A 12,897-nucleotide genomic window follows, 5' to 3' on the forward strand; every position below is an offset into this window, starting at 1 on the left:
GATGGAAATGTTACAACCAAAATTACGGTTTCCTGAGTTTGAAGGTGATTGGCAAAATACATTACTTGACGATATTTCAGTGAGAGGATCTGGGCATACTCCAAATAAGAAATTTGAAAACTATTATAATGGAGATATAAAATGGGTTTCATTAGCTGATAGTAAAAATTTAGATAAAGGTTATATTGAAAAAACATTATATGAAATCTCAACTGATGGATTAAAAAATTCATCTGCAGTATTACATCCTAAAGAAACAGTTATTTTATCCAGAGATGCTGGAGTTGGAAAAAGCGCAGTTATGAAAACAGACATGGCAGTTAGTCAACATTTTATTGTCTGGAAACCAATAGAAAACAGATTGAATAATTGGTTCTTATATTATAAATTACAGATTTTAAAACCAGAATTTGAAAGAATTGCAATTGGCAATACAATTAAAACTATTGGGCTGCCATATTTTAAAAAATTAAGCTTTAGGATTCCTTCAATAGAAGAACAAACCAAAATCGCCAAATTCCTTTCTTCAATAGATGAAAAAATCAATTTATTAAAAGAAAAAAAAGCCCTTTTAGAAGAATACAAAAAAGGAATGATGCAGAAAATCTTTAATCAGGAGATTCGATTTAAAGATGATAATGGGAATGATTTTGAGGAGTGGGAGGAGAAAACTTTGGGGGAGGTTGGTGAAATCATTACAGGAAAAACTCCTAGTACTAGTGATGCTGATTTGTGGAACGGAGATATACAATTTATCACACCTACAGATATAAAAGAAGGTCTCAAATATCAAGAAAAATGTGAGAGAAATGTAAGTTTTAATTATAAGCTAAAAATTTTGCCATCAAAGAGTATTATTTATACTTGCATTGCTTCAATTGGGAAAATGAGTCTTTCGTTATTTCCTTGTATTACAAATCAACAAATAAATGCGTTAGTACCACATAAGAATTTTGACAATGAATACATATATTATTCTTTACTATATATAACTCCGTTTATAAAGTCTACTCAAACAAATACAACTCTACCAATTATTAATAAAACAGAATTCTCAAAATTTATTATAAGAGTTTCATGTTTGTCAGAACAAACCAAAATCGCCAATTTTCTTTCCGCAATAGACGAAAAAATTGCTTTGGTGGCAACACAAATAAAAGATATGCATGAATATAAAAAAGGGTTGTTGCAACAAATGTTTGTTTAAATTGCAGATAAAATAATATAAAATACTTAGATTTAACTTTTAATTTTGGCGGAATGGTCAAATCAAAACAGGAATTGTTGTTTTTGTTAGTAATAAATAAAATATTTGAATATGATTGCGAAATTAAATAAATGTTGTACTTTTGCACCAACAGTACACACCACGCTACCCGTTAGAACAGCGTCCCAGGGTGTGTCTTTTGCTTTTACAGTAGTTCCTAATATTTTTTAGCTTCTGTATGTTTACTAAAAAAGCATTTACCCTTGAGGAGCAGGTGGCCCAACTACAATCTAGAGGTTTACAAATTAAGCATCCTCGTATCGCAGAAAAATACCTTATTAATATCAGCTATTATCGTTTGGGTGAGTACTGGTATGTTATGCAGTCAGATAAAGAAAATCATATCTTTAAGCCTAATAGTAATTTTATGGACGTAATTGCATTGTATAATTTTGATGCAGAACTACGATTGCTTTTGTTTGATGTGATTGAAAAAATTGAAATTAGTTTACGTACCAAATTAATTTATTATTTGTCTCATGAGGTTAACCCTTGGTGGTTTCAAAACTTTGATTTGTTTACTGACAGCAAAGCTTTGGTTAAAACCTTATCAAGTTTGGAAGATGAAATTTCACGAACCAAAGATGAAGTAATTAAAAAACATAATAAAAAACACAACGATGATGGACGGTTTCCTCCTGCTTGGAAATCGTTAGAACAAACGAGTTTTGGTGCTTTGTCAAAATTATATGGTAATCTAAAACACACGGTAAAAGCAAAAGATGCAATCGCCAAAGAATTTGGCGCTGTTAATCATACTTTTTTACCTAGCTGGTTGCAATCTATCGCTCAAATACGTAATTTTTGCGCACACCATTCAAGACTTTGGAATAGAAATTTACCAGGAACTGTTAAATTATTGCCTAAACCTCCCAATGCGTGGATTGCCGACGAAGACAATATTCCAAAACAACATGAGTTTAGCAAGTTGTATGTACATATGTGCTTAATGAAATATATGTTAAATACAATAATACCGAAGAATGAATTTACTCAAAAGTTGACAATTTTATTTGAAAAATATCAAAATGTGGATCCTAATGCTTTAGGTATGAAGCCTAACTGGCAAAATGAACCTTTGTGGAAATAAGCTTTTAATTAGTTTCAATGTAATTGTATGTAAGGAAAGTATAATAAAAAAGAAGTATACAAGAAGGTTAACAGAAGTGTTATAAAAACAAAAAACGCAGAGCATCTAGGCTTGCGTTTCTCGATTTCCTTTTCTCACAATGAGAAATGAACTCGGCGTAAATGTACAAAATAAAGAATGTCTTTGTCAACAAAATGACAAAAGTATTAGCAAATTTAACAAATGACATCACAATCCGAATTAATTTTAGAACAAAACCTAATCAATCAGTTAACTTCAAATGGATACGATAAAGTAACCATTTTAGACGAAGATGATTTATTGGTTAATCTTAAAAATCAATTAGAAAAGCACAATAACAAAGTGTTTTCGGAGAGTGATTTCAAACAGATTTTAAATCATTTAACCAAGACGAATAATGTTTTTGAGAAAGCATTGTTGCTTCGGGATAAGTTTGCTTTTAGAAATGAAACCAATGAATTGGTTTATATCGAATTCCTAAATATGGATTTCTGGTGTCAGAATGAGTATCAGGTTACCAATCAAATTACGGTTGAAGGAACTTACAAAAACCGTTACGATGTTACGATTTTGATTAATGGTCTGCCTTTGGTACAAATTGAATTAAAGAAAACCGGACTGGAATTAAAAGAAGCCTACAATCAAATTGACCGTTATCAGAAACATTCATTTTCTGCCAATACGGGCTTGTTCAATTTTGTGCAGTTGTTTATCATCAGCAATGGAGTAAATACAAAATATTTCAGCAATTTCGGAAACAAAAAACCAGATTTCAAACAAACTTTTTATTGGACCGACGATAATAACAAACGTATTTCGAAGCTCGAAGATTTTGCAAATATCTTTCTGGAGAAATGTCATTTGTCTAAAATGATTACCAAATATATCGTTTTGCACGATACTGATAAAATGCTGATGGTATTACGACCGTATCAGTTTTATGCAGTAGAACGAATTATAGATCGGGTAAAAAACTCCAATAAAAATGGTTATATCTGGCATACCACAGGATCTGGAAAAACATTGACTTCATTTAAAGCAAGTCAGATATTATCGCAATTGCCTAAAGTTGATAAAGTTGTTTTCTGTGTAGACAGACAGGATTTAGATTACCAGACAGCAAAAGAATTTAACGCTTTTAAACCGGATTGTATTGACCCAACGAATAATACCAAAAACCTGGTTCGTCAATTTAATGACAACAACAATAAATTAATCGTTACGACAATACAAAAATTGTACAACGCGATTACTCGTGAACATCATTTAAAAACGATGGACAATCTAAAAGATAAAAAGATTGTCTTTATTTTTGATGAATGCCATCGCAGTCAGTTTGGCGACACGCACAAAAAAATCACGCAATATTTTGATAATTATCAAATGTTTGGGTTTACCGGAACGCCAATTTTTGTTGATAATGCTTTATCTAAAAATAAGCAAAATCAAACCACAGCGAGTTTGTTTGGAGAACAATTGCACAGTTATGTAATTACAGATGCTATTAAAGACGAAAATGTATTGCGTTTTTCCGTTGAATATGTTGGTAAATACAAAGAGAAACAAGATTCTCAAAACGAAATAGATATTGAAGTAGAAGCAATCGACACACAGGAATTACTGGAAAGCAGAGAACGTATCGAAAAAATAGCAAACTATATTATCCAGCAGCATCCGGTAAAAACGCAAAATAAAACGTTTACAGCTATGTTTTGTGTAAGCAGTGTAGATATGCTGATTAAATATTATGATTTGTTTTTAAAGCTCAAAAAAGAAGGAAAGCACAATTTAAAAACAGCAACTATTTTTAGTTTTGGCGCTAATGACGAAATGATAAGCGATGTAGATGATTTTGATGAAAAAGATTTCAATATCGTAGCAGATAATCGAGAAGATTACTACGCTTATCATAAGAGAGATAAACTCGAAAGTTACATTGGCGATTATAATCAAACTTTTAAAACAAATTACAGTACAAAAGACAGCGAATCTTTCTATAGTTATTACAAAGATATTGCTCAGCGGGTGCGCGCCAGACAAATTGATTTGCTTTTTGTCGTTAATATGTTTTTAACCGGTTTTGACAGTAAGCCACTGAATACATTGTTTGTAGATAAAAATTTAAAGTATCATGGTTTGATTCAGGCCTATTCGAGAACGAACAGAATTTTAGGAGATAAAAAATCACAGGGAAATATTGTAGTTTTTAGAAACCTCAAAAAAGCGACAGATGATGCAATTGCTCTTTTCTCAGACAAGAATGCTAAAGAAGTTATCATTTTACAGCCTTATGAGAAATACGTAGAAGACATAAATGAAGCTTATGATAAACTGAAAAGTATAGTGCCCACGCATGAAGCTGTTGATGATTTATATACAGAAGACGAAGAACTGGAATTTGTAAAAGCATTTCGAGAAATTATTAGATTAAAAAACATAATCAGTTCATTTGTTGATTTTAGTTTTGAAGATATTGATTTAGGAGAGCAGGAATTTGATAATTACAAATCAAAATATCTTGATCTTTCTGAAAAAGGTAAAAAAGTAAAAACGTCGATTTTAAATGAAGTCGATTTTGAATTAGAACTGATTCATCGTGACGATATTACCGTTTCGTATATTTTAACCTTATTGGCAAAATTAAAAGGAATAACATTTGCAGAGAAAGAACGTAAGCAGAAAGAGATTTTAGACTTAGTTTCGGGAGATGTGAAATTGCGCAGCAAACGAGAATTGATTGAAAGATTTATAGAAGAAAACCTTCCCTTAATACCAGAAGAAGATATAGAAGAAGGGTATAATTCGTTTATGATCATAGAACAGCAAAAAGCCTTCAATCAATTTGTTACTGATGAAAAGCTAAATGCTGATAAATTGAAAAAGCTTACGGAGGATTATTTGTTTTCACAGCGTATTCCAACTAAGCAGGAAGTAGTTGCTGTTTTAGAAAATCAGCCATCTATCTTACAGCGAGCTACTGTTGGAGATACAATATTAAATAAGTTTCTGAATTTTATTGATACTTTCTTTAATGATTAAAATACAATTCTAAACCTTAATCTCAAACAAACTGAAAGAGCCTTCTTTATAATGCTCCGGCAATTCGTTTGTCCATTCGATAGTGCTGATTCCTTTATAATCGAAACCACAGCTTATGTAGTATTTATTAATTCTTTCGTTGCCGCTGTGTGTGTCAAGCCGAATGTATTCTTTGTTGTTTTCTTTGTCATATACTCTTGCCCATTCCACAATTTTTTTAACGTAGGATTGACCTCTGAATTTCGGATTGGTTGCAATTCGATGAAGATATATAGCAGGTTCTAAACTGGCGTCTTTCCAAATAATCAAATCATCAAAAGTGATAACAAATGTGCAGGCAATTTCACTATTTTCTTTAATTACAAAATGACGATTTTCTGCAATTTCTTTTTCTATTAATGCCCTTTCAAAACCTCTCCAGCTTTTATTGTTGACTGTTTTTTGATATAATGTTGCTTGATTATAAAGATCAAAAACAGCATTGATATCTTTGGCTGTGGTTTTTAGAAATTCCATTTTGAACAGATGATTCTGAAGATTATTGAATTGACAAAAGTAAATCTTTAAACTCCAAAATTCTTAAAAAAACGAAAATTTTCTAGTTTAGCCCCGATAGAAACGGCATCCTTTTGTGGCTTTGCCGATTGCTGTATCTGCCACAAAAGATATAGTGGATAGCGGGACAATTTGTCTTTTGAAAACTGATTTTTCTGCTCCGGTAAAAACTTTAATCCTGCAAAGCTACTTTTACCTTTGGCATCATTTTCTCGACAAATAATTTATACGCAGCTTCTGAAGGATGTAATCCATCTGTTGTTACAAGGCTTGGATTAGCGAGTCCCTGACGTGTAATTTCTGTAATTGATACAAAAGTAATTCCTTGTTTGATACAGTAGTTTTCGGCAAAAGTGTTGTATTTATTGATTTCTTCGGTGATTTTCATTCTTCCTTCAGTTCCAAACATCATTCCGAAAGAAGTGTAAGCATAATCAGGTATGGAAATTACAATTACATTTTTTTTATCGCCTTTTGCTAATTGAATTGCTTTATTTGCCAGTTCGGGAAATTCACTTTCATATTTGGAAAAGTCTTTTCCTTGATATTGATTGTTTACACCAATTAGTAAAGTAACTAAATCGTAATCTGAAGAAGGATTTTGTTCTTTAATTGCCTGAATTAAATTTGTAGTTGTCCATCCGGTTGTGGCAATTATTTTTAAGGAAAAATTAGTTTGAGGATAAAGTGCTTTTAAACTGGTTTTAAGCTGTTCCGGAAAACGGCAAGTTTCACAAACGCTTTGACCTATTGTATAACTGTCGCCTAAAGCCAGATAATTTATTGAACTAGAGATAGGAGTTGTAGGATTTTGTGTTGTTGGCGGTATAACAGCCGTAGGATTAACAGCAGTTTGCGAAGAAGTTTCATCGGCACTGCAGCTCAAAAGAAAGATAGAGATAATAACGGTAACTATTTGTTTGAAATGTGGTTTCATAATTTATATAAATTAGATTCTGGGTCATTTTAAACAAATAGTTACGTTAAATAACTTCTTTTGGTTTTTATGCCATTTCTGTTTTCATCAGGATTTGCTCTTCGATTGCATTCCAAAGTCCGATGCGTTTTTCTAAGGCTAATATTGAAATTTCTTCCACTTCCTTCCATTTTTGAGCATCATCTTCACATAAATCTGTGATCATTTGCATCGCCATTGGTCCGTGTTCATCTGCATCCAATTCAATATGTCTTTCAAAATAATAAAGCAATTTGCTCAAATCAGTTTCTGGCAGGTTTTTTTGAAAGTTTTTCAAGATTGCAGTAAACATACTCGGAATCAAATCTTCTCTTCCAAAAGTAAAAGCGGCAGCAATTTCGTGTGGTTTTCCTTGTTCGATTACTCTGAAAGTAAAATCTAAAAAAGCTTTTACATCTGGATGCAGCGAACTTTGCTTAATAGCAACAAAAATGTTATGAAGCGAATGCACTTGAGATAAAAATGTATTGATTCCTGTAGTATCTGCTCCACAATCTTCCATCGCTTCAAGATACATTTCGTAGTGGCTTTGTCTTCTTCCGTCAATGGTCAAATCAGTTTCTTCTGCAAGAACAATTTCATTGATTAGATATCTTGTTTCCGGATTTTTAGTTGCAAACCAAGGTGTCGTAGTGCAAGTAAGTTTGGCTTGTAAAGCTTTTAATAAAGACATAAAATCCCAAACGGCAAAAACATGATTTTCTAAGAAACTATGCAAATCATCAATGCTTTGTATTTTATTGTATAAAGAATGCTGTAAGAGCTGTTCTTTTTGAGGTTGAATGCTATTGTTTATAGTTTCAATATTCATTTAAGTAAATTTTGGGCAAAGATAAAAAGCTTCTCGGTAAGAAGAAGCTTTTCAGATAGTTTTTGTAAATATTTTAATAGTTGTTTACTATTTAAAAGCTGGAATACCAGTTACATCCATTCCGGTTATCAATAAATGTATGTCGTGTGTGCCTTCATAAGTAATAACACTTTCAAGATTCATCATATGTCTCATAATCGAATATTCGCCTGTAATTCCCATGCCGCCCAACATTTGTCTGGCTTCGCGTGCGATGTGTATGGCCATGTCGACATTATTGCGTTTTGCCATCGAGATTTGAGCCGTTGTTGCTTTTCCTTCGTTTCTCAAAACACCTAAACGCCAGGTCAATAATTGCGCTTTTGTGATTTCGGTAATCATTTCGGCTAATTTTTTTTGTTGCAGTTGCGTTCCTCCAATTGGTTTTCCAAACTGAATTCTTTCTTTAGCGTAACGCAAAGCAGTATCATAACAGTCCATCGCTGCACCAATTGCTCCCCATGCGATTCCGTATCGAGCAGAATCTAAACAGCCAAGCGGTGCGCCTAAACCGGATTTATTTGGCAAAAGATTTTCTTTCGGAACTTTTACATTATCAAAAATTAATTCTCCTGTTGATGATGCACGCAGCGACCATTTATTATGTGTCTCAGGCGTTGTAAAACCTTCCATGCCGCGTTCAACAATCAATCCGTGAATTCTTCCTTCTTCATTTTTCGCCCAAACAACAGCAATATCGGCAAAAGGTGCATTTGAAATCCACATTTTGGCACCATTTAAAAGATAATGATCGCCCATATCTTTAAAATTGGTAATCATACTTCCAGGATCTGAGCCATGATCAGGTTCGGTTAACCCAAAACAGCCCATAAATTCACCGGTTGCGAGTTTTGGCAAATATTTCATTCGCTGTTCTTCATTTCCGTATTTCCAAATTGGATACATTACTAAAGATGACTGAACAGATGAAGTAGATCGTACACCAGAATCTCCTCTTTCGATTTCCTGCATGATCAAACCATATGAAATTTGATCTAAACCTGCACCACCATATTCAACGGGAATATAAGGTCCGAAACCGCCAATTTCTCCTAGTCCTTTTATAATTTGTTTTGGAAATTCTGCTTTTTGAGCATATTCTTCTATAATAGGAGAAACTTCTTTTTTTACCCACGCACGAGCAGACTCGCGAACTAATTTATGCTCGTCTGTCAATAAATCGTCGAGGTTGTAATAATCTGGGGATTGAAATAAATCTGGTTTCATTTTTGATAGTTTTTACAAAACAAATTTACGTAATAAAAATATAACAAAACAAAGCTAAATTGTTATATTTTTTTCAGTCTTTAACAAAATTAACAAGCAAATGGCAAATAAATTTTAGTTTATTGAAAATTTATACGCTATTTTTGAATTTCAAAAACAAATTAATGAGGCTTATCATCTCTTTTTTACTTTTTCTTGTTCTTAATAACGGTTTTGCCCAAAATCATCAAATTACAGAACAGGAATATTTAGCGTTGCAAGATAAAATTCGTCTACATTGGAACTCGAGTCCAGATAGCGTACTTGTATATGCTTATCAAATGGAGAAATCTCATAATTATAAGCACTTAGCTTTTGCAAATGGAGTAATGATTGCAAAGATGCAAGCAAAAGGCAATCAAAAAGAGTCTCAGAAAAGATACAAAGCAGCATTTTATTACTTAGAAAAAATGCCTGATTCTCGCGAAAAAACGCAGATGAAATCGTATCTCTACAATTATAATGGAATTGCAGAATATACAAGAGGTAATTTAGGAAAAGCCCTTGAATCTTATCAAGAAGGATTGAAGTTTGCTCTTGAAACAGGAGACGTTAAACAAATGGCTAAGCTTAAGGGAAATATTGCCTTTGTTAATGATGCTGTTGGTAATTATCAATTGGCGATTAAAAATCTAAAATTCCTAAATGATTTTGTAGATGAGAATGAAAATGTTTTTTCTAAAGAAGAATTATTAAATTATAAGAGTAATAATAATAATGGTTTAGGAAGTGCTTACGAAAGCTACTTCATGAAAAATAAAAGTAAAAAATACTTACTCGATTCGGCGGAATATTATTACAAGAAGACAATCAATTATTCTCAAAACTCTATCGGAAATAAAATTTCTGCAAAATTGAGTTTAGGAAATGTATACAACTGGAAACGAGACTATAAAAGTGCCGAAAAAACCTATTATGATGTAGTGTTTTTAGCGCAGCAAAATAATATTCAAAGTTCATTGTGCATTGCTAATTATAACTTGGCAGACGTTTATTTTACTACAAAAAAATATGATAAAGCACTAGTTTTTTTTAAAAAATGCGATTCGATAGCAGCAATAACAAAAAGCAATGAGCTTGATTATTTAAAATCTAATTATTATCAAGCCAAAATTTACAATATTCTTAAAAGACCGGATCTGGCTTACAAACACTCTAAAATTTATCTGGATAATTATGAGCCATTAGAAGCAAAATTAAGTGAACAGGCTTTAGAGGTTAATTACAAACAGGGAGTAGGTGATCTAACAAATGAGATGGTCAATATTGAAAAGAAATATAAAAATGATGTTTTTTTAGATAGAGGCTTAAAGGTGTTTTATGTACTGGTTTTTATTGGGATAGTCTTTTTACTGATTAAAAATATACGCGATAAAAATAAGGCACATAAAAAAATGAATGCCTTAATTGAAGAATTTAAAGCTAATATCGAGAAGAAAAGTCAGCCTGATTTTGAAGTGGAAGAAAAAGAAGAAGCAATACTTGAACACGAAGAAATTCATCTCAAAAAGGAAAATATTAATTTAAGTATTGATGAAGCAAAAGAGAATAAAATAGTCGAAAAACTTTTAGCCTTAGAAAGCAAGCAAGAATATTTAAATGCAGATTTTACTTTGCCTTATGTGGCAAAAAAAATAAAAACAAATACGACTTACTTATCTTATGTGGTCAATAAGCGATTTGGTAAATCATTTGGTGAGTACTCTAATGAATTAAAAATTAATTATGTGATCAACGAGATGATTACCAATCATATGTATCGTAAATACTCTACGCAGGCTATTGCAGAAAGTGTAGGTTTTAAAAATGCAGTTTCTTTTGCAAAATCATTTCGTAAAAGAACAGGAGTATCTCCAGCACAGTTTGCAAGCAATATTTAATGTGTTCTTTTTTAGCTTTCAAAAAACAAATTAGATGAGGCAGATAGGTGTTTTTTTATTCTTCTACTTTTTTCTTAGTACAGCGCATGCTCAATCTAAAAAGACCATGAACGAGGAAGATTTTGTATTCTTAAAAAGTAAAATCAGACTTTATTTTAATGCAAATATCGACAGCTCTTTGTTTTATGCTCATAAAATGGCGGAATCAAATAACAATAAGCATTTGGCTTTTGCGAATGCTGCAATGTCAAGCTTATTACAAATGAAAGGTTTGACGAAGCAATCTAAAGAGAAGTACAAAATAGCACTTAATTATTTAGAAAAAGTACCAAACTCTCCTGCTAAAACACATCTCAAGGCGGATATATATAATAATGGAGGTCTGGCAGAATTTAACAGAGGCAATTTTAGTGCAGCCCTAGAAAAATGGCAACAGGGAATTAAATTTTCAGAACAAATTAAGGATATTAATCAGATTGTTAAATTTAAGGCTAATATCACATTAATAAATGAGGCAGTTGGAAACAGCCAACTGGCTATAAAAAACCTTAAGGAACTGGACCATTTTATCACTAAAAATGAAGATCTATTTCCGAAAGCAGATGTGCTAAATAGAAGAAGCAATATTAATCTTGGTTTAGGAAGTGCGTACGAAAGCTATTTTGTCGAGAATAAACACAGAATGGATTTACTCGATTCAGCAGGTTACTTTTATAAAAAGGCAATTTACTATTCTAAAACTTTCCCGTATAATGAAGCAACAGCAACTCTAAGCTTAGGTAATATTTTTAATTGGAAGGGAGACTATTACAACACAGAAAAGACCTATTTGGAAGTTGTGTCCATGAGTAAAAAAAATAAGCAGCTTGACTTATTAAGCAATGCTTATTATAATTTAGGCGACGTGTATCACACAACCGGAAAAAATGAGAAGGCATTATTGTTTTATAAAAAAAGTGATTCAATTTCTCTTTTAACAAATTCAAATGATAATACTTATTTAAAATCTAACTGCTATCAGGCTCGTATTTATGTAGAACTTAATAAACCAGAGTTAGCGCATAAGCATTGTAAAATTTACTTGGATAAACTAGATGAATTTGAAAGTAAATTAAGAGTAGAGACGGCTGCGGTAAACTATAAACAAGGAATTGATGGCTTAACATCAGAAATGTTAGCTATTGAGAAAAAATATGAAAAAGATTTATTTTGGGATAAAGCGCTGAAAATATTGTATTCTCTTCTTGTTCTGGTTTTTGTATTTCTATTGGTTAAAAATAGTATAGACAAGAAAAAGGCGCGAAAAAAAATGCATGCATTAATTCAGGAGTTTAAATTCAATATTGAAAATAAAAAACAGTCACATCCTAAACCTATTCCCGTTAGCCCCCAATTAATAAGTGCTAGAAAAGAAATTATCAGCTTAAATATTGATCAAGCTAAAGAAGAAGAAATCGTAATAAAATTGTTAGAACTTGAAGATAAATTAGAATACTTAAGTGCTGATTTTACATTGTCTAATGTAGCAAAGAAAATTAAAACAAATACTACTTACTTATCTCATGTCGTTAATAAGCGATTTGAAAAAACATTTGGAGAATATGCCAACGAATTAAAAATCAATTATGTAATTAATGAAATGATTACAAATGATAATTATCGTAAATTTTCAACACAAGCTGCTGCAGAAAGTGTTGGTTTTAAAAATGCAGCTTCATTTGCAAAATCATTTCGCAAAAGAACTGGAGTATCTCCAGCTCAATTTGCGAATAATATTTAATTACATTAATTTTATTAAATTCTACTGGTTTTAACCATGTGTTGTTCCTCCTCCAGTTTTCCCAGGATCTGTTGGTGGATCCTCTCCGTCTCCTCCTCGAACCTTTTTTTGTTGGTTTTTAGATAACTTTCCTTCTTCAAAATCTTCAAGTTTTAATTTCTGATTTGCCATTT

The 12,897-nt window shown here is 31.9% G+C and carries 10 protein-coding genes; 5 read left to right on the plus strand and 5 right to left on the minus strand.

Features of this window, described 5'->3' with window-relative positions; genetic code table 11:
* The first annotated feature begins 1 nt into the window (after position 1).
* The 3 genes from IRZ83_RS07545 (at position 2) to IRZ83_RS07555 (ending at position 5,417) form a co-directional block, all read left to right on the plus strand.
* Positions 2 to 1,207, plus strand: coding sequence for a restriction endonuclease subunit S (locus IRZ83_RS07545; protein ID WP_194567878.1), 1,206 nt, complete (start codon positions 2 to 4; stop codon positions 1,205 to 1,207).
* A 238-nt stretch (positions 1,208 to 1,445) separates the two neighbouring features.
* On the plus strand, positions 1,446 to 2,357 hold the full coding sequence (locus IRZ83_RS07550) for an Abi family protein (RefSeq protein WP_194567880.1): 912 nt from the start codon (positions 1,446 to 1,448) through the stop codon (positions 2,355 to 2,357).
* 222 nt (positions 2,358 to 2,579) lie between these two features.
* Complete coding sequence (locus IRZ83_RS07555; protein WP_194567882.1) at positions 2,580 to 5,417, plus strand: type I restriction endonuclease subunit R; 2,838 nt, start codon at positions 2,580 to 2,582, stop codon at positions 5,415 to 5,417.
* Positions 5,418 to 5,426: 9 nt separating this feature from the next.
* Here IRZ83_RS07555 and IRZ83_RS07560 read toward each other — a convergent pair whose 3' ends face one another.
* The 4 genes from IRZ83_RS07560 to IRZ83_RS07575 form a co-directional block, all read right to left on the minus strand.
* The gene (locus tag IRZ83_RS07560; RefSeq protein WP_194567884.1) at positions 5,427 to 5,933 is read right to left on the minus strand and encodes a GNAT family N-acetyltransferase; all 507 of its coding nucleotides are present in this window, start codon (positions 5,931 to 5,933) and stop codon (positions 5,427 to 5,429) included.
* Between the two features lie 211 nt (positions 5,934 to 6,144).
* On the minus strand, positions 6,145 to 6,909 hold the full coding sequence (locus IRZ83_RS07565) for an SGNH/GDSL hydrolase family protein (protein ID WP_194567886.1): 765 nt from the start codon (positions 6,907 to 6,909) through the stop codon (positions 6,145 to 6,147).
* Between the two features lie 67 nt (positions 6,910 to 6,976).
* Complete coding sequence (locus IRZ83_RS07570; RefSeq protein ID WP_194567887.1) at positions 6,977 to 7,759, minus strand: DUF3050 domain-containing protein; 783 nt, start codon at positions 7,757 to 7,759, stop codon at positions 6,977 to 6,979.
* Between the two features lie 87 nt (positions 7,760 to 7,846).
* Positions 7,847 to 9,025 (minus strand): acyl-CoA dehydrogenase family protein, encoded by a 1,179-nt coding sequence (locus IRZ83_RS07575; protein ID WP_029271609.1) that lies wholly within the window; start codon positions 9,023 to 9,025, stop codon positions 7,847 to 7,849.
* A 164-nt stretch (positions 9,026 to 9,189) separates the two neighbouring features.
* On the opposite strand from IRZ83_RS07575, the gene IRZ83_RS07580 reads away from it, so the two are divergent.
* On the plus strand, positions 9,190 to 10,944 hold the full coding sequence (locus IRZ83_RS07580) for an AraC family transcriptional regulator (RefSeq protein WP_194567889.1): 1,755 nt from the start codon (positions 9,190 to 9,192) through the stop codon (positions 10,942 to 10,944).
* A gap of 196 nt (positions 10,945 to 11,140) precedes the next feature.
* Entirely contained in the window at positions 11,141 to 12,724 is a 1,584-nt protein-coding gene (locus IRZ83_RS07585) for an AraC family transcriptional regulator (RefSeq protein WP_228520672.1), read from the plus strand.
* A 30-nt stretch (positions 12,725 to 12,754) separates the two neighbouring features.
* Here the strand turns inward: IRZ83_RS07585 and IRZ83_RS07590 are convergent, their stop codons facing one another.
* Entirely contained in the window at positions 12,755 to 12,895 is a 141-nt protein-coding gene (locus IRZ83_RS07590; RefSeq protein WP_157495036.1) for an rSAM-modified peptide, read from the minus strand.
* Positions 12,896 to 12,897: the final 2 nt, after the last annotated feature.

The organism is Flavobacterium sp. JLP (assembly GCF_015350755.1).
GTDB lineage: Bacteria > Bacteroidota > Bacteroidia > Flavobacteriales > Flavobacteriaceae > Flavobacterium.

What these genes read in the sequence shown, in the direction of transcription:
- IRZ83_RS07560 (WP_194567884.1), bottom strand. Translation starts at nt 5,933, where the DNA reads ATGGAATTTCTAAAAACCACAGCCAAAGATATCAATGCTGTTTTTGAT.
- IRZ83_RS07575 (WP_029271609.1), bottom strand. Translation starts at nt 9,025, where the DNA reads ATGAAACCAGATTTATTTCAATCCCCAGATTATTACAACCTCGACGAT.
- IRZ83_RS07555 (WP_194567882.1), top strand. Translation starts at nt 2,580, where the DNA reads ATGACATCACAATCCGAATTAATTTTAGAACAAAACCTAATCAATCAG.
- IRZ83_RS07550 (WP_194567880.1), top strand. Translation starts at nt 1,446, where the DNA reads ATGTTTACTAAAAAAGCATTTACCCTTGAGGAGCAGGTGGCCCAACTA.
- IRZ83_RS07580 (WP_194567889.1), top strand. Translation starts at nt 9,190, where the DNA reads ATGAGGCTTATCATCTCTTTTTTACTTTTTCTTGTTCTTAATAACGGT.
- IRZ83_RS07590 (WP_157495036.1), bottom strand. Translation starts at nt 12,895, where the DNA reads ATGGCAAATCAGAAATTAAAACTTGAAGATTTTGAAGAAGGAAAGTTA.
- IRZ83_RS07545 (WP_194567878.1), top strand. Translation starts at nt 2, where the DNA reads ATGGAAATGTTACAACCAAAATTACGGTTTCCTGAGTTTGAAGGTGAT.
- IRZ83_RS07585 (WP_228520672.1), top strand. Translation starts at nt 11,141, where the DNA reads ATGGCGGAATCAAATAACAATAAGCATTTGGCTTTTGCGAATGCTGCA.
- IRZ83_RS07570 (WP_194567887.1), bottom strand. Translation starts at nt 7,759, where the DNA reads ATGAATATTGAAACTATAAACAATAGCATTCAACCTCAAAAAGAACAG.
- IRZ83_RS07565 (WP_194567886.1), bottom strand. Translation starts at nt 6,909, where the DNA reads ATGAAACCACATTTCAAACAAATAGTTACCGTTATTATCTCTATCTTT.